Origin of the sequence: Streptomyces cahuitamycinicus, from assembly GCF_002891435.1 — a bacterium.
Taxonomy (GTDB): domain Bacteria; phylum Actinomycetota; class Actinomycetes; order Streptomycetales; family Streptomycetaceae; genus Streptomyces; species Streptomyces cahuitamycinicus.
This window is the reverse complement of sequence record NZ_POUC01000868.1, coordinates 1-1078: the sequence shown is the minus strand read 5'-3', so window position 1 is coordinate 1078 and position 1078 is coordinate 1. Positions and strand designations below refer to the sequence as shown.

Sequence of the window (1078 nt, the reverse complement as noted above, 5' to 3'; positions counted from 1 at the left end):
CGACGAGCGCCGCTTCCCCACCGCCACCGGCAAGGCCAACTTCACCGCCGCGCCCGTGGAGTACCCGCGGCTGCCCGAGGGCCGCCTGCTGCTGCAGACGCTGCGCTCGCACGACCAGTACAACACCACGATCTACGGCCTCGACGACCGCTACCGGGGCATCCGCAACGGCCGCCGCGTGGTGCTCGTCCACCCCGAGGACGCGCGGGCCCTGAAGCTGGCGGACGGCGCCTACGTCGACCTCGTCGGCGAGTGGAAGGACGGCGTGGAGCGCCGGGCCCCCGGTTTCCGCGTCGTGCACTACCCCACGGCCCGGGGCTGCGCCGCCGCCTACTACCCGGAGACCAACGTGCTGGTGCCGCTGGACGCCACCGCGGACACCAGCAACACCCCGGCCAGCAAGTCCGTCGTGGTGCGTCTGGAACAATCGGCGACCGACTGAGCGTTCGCTCAGTGACACAGGCAGCCGAGTGACGAGGACGAACGGAGCCGGGCCCGATGGGTGAGCAGCAGCATGTGAAGTTCCCGCAAGAGGTCATCGACGAGTACGCAGCGCTCGGCGTGGACCTCATGGCCCTGTTCTCCGCGGGCCACCTCGGCAACCGGATGGGCGTCCAGATCTCCGAGGCGTCGGCGGACCGGGTCGTCGGGACGATGCCGGTCGAGGGCAACACCCAGCCCTACGGGCTGCTGCACGGCGGGGCCTCCGCGGTGCTGGCCGAGACGCTCGGCTCGATCGGGTCGATGCTGCACGGCGGCAGCTCCAAGATCGCCGTGGGCGTCGACCTGAACTGCACCCACCACCGCGGGGCGCGCTCCGGACTGGTCACCGGCGTGGCCACACCAGTGCACCAGGGGCGCTCCACGGCCACGTACGAGATCGTGATCACCGACGAGAACGACAAGCGGGTCTGCACCGCCCGGCTGACATGCATGCTGCGCGACGTGCGGCCGGGCGACGAGGAGCTCATCAGCTCCGCGAGCTGAACCGGACGCAGGAAAACCCAGGAGGGGCGGGCGCGTTCTTGTCACGACCGCCCCCGGGCATTTCACTGACCCTCCCCCACAGGAGAGACCC

Annotated in this window: 2 protein-coding genes; both read left to right on the top strand. The window is 70.8% G+C overall.

The annotated features are described in order from the left end of the window. Positions 1 to 442: molybdopterin dinucleotide binding domain-containing protein (locus tag C1J00_RS43530; protein ID WP_281262807.1), on the top strand; the 442-nt coding region annotated here is incomplete at its 5' end. Positions 443 to 498: 56 nt separating this feature from the next. After that, positions 499 to 987, top strand: coding sequence for a PaaI family thioesterase (locus tag C1J00_RS43525; protein ID WP_102914243.1), 489 nt, complete (start codon positions 499 to 501; stop codon positions 985 to 987). Positions 988 to 1078 lie beyond the last annotated feature (91 nt).

What these genes read in the sequence shown, in the direction of transcription:
- C1J00_RS43525 (WP_102914243.1), top strand. Translation starts at nt 499, where the DNA reads ATGGGTGAGCAGCAGCATGTGAAGTTCCCGCAAGAGGTCATCGACGAG.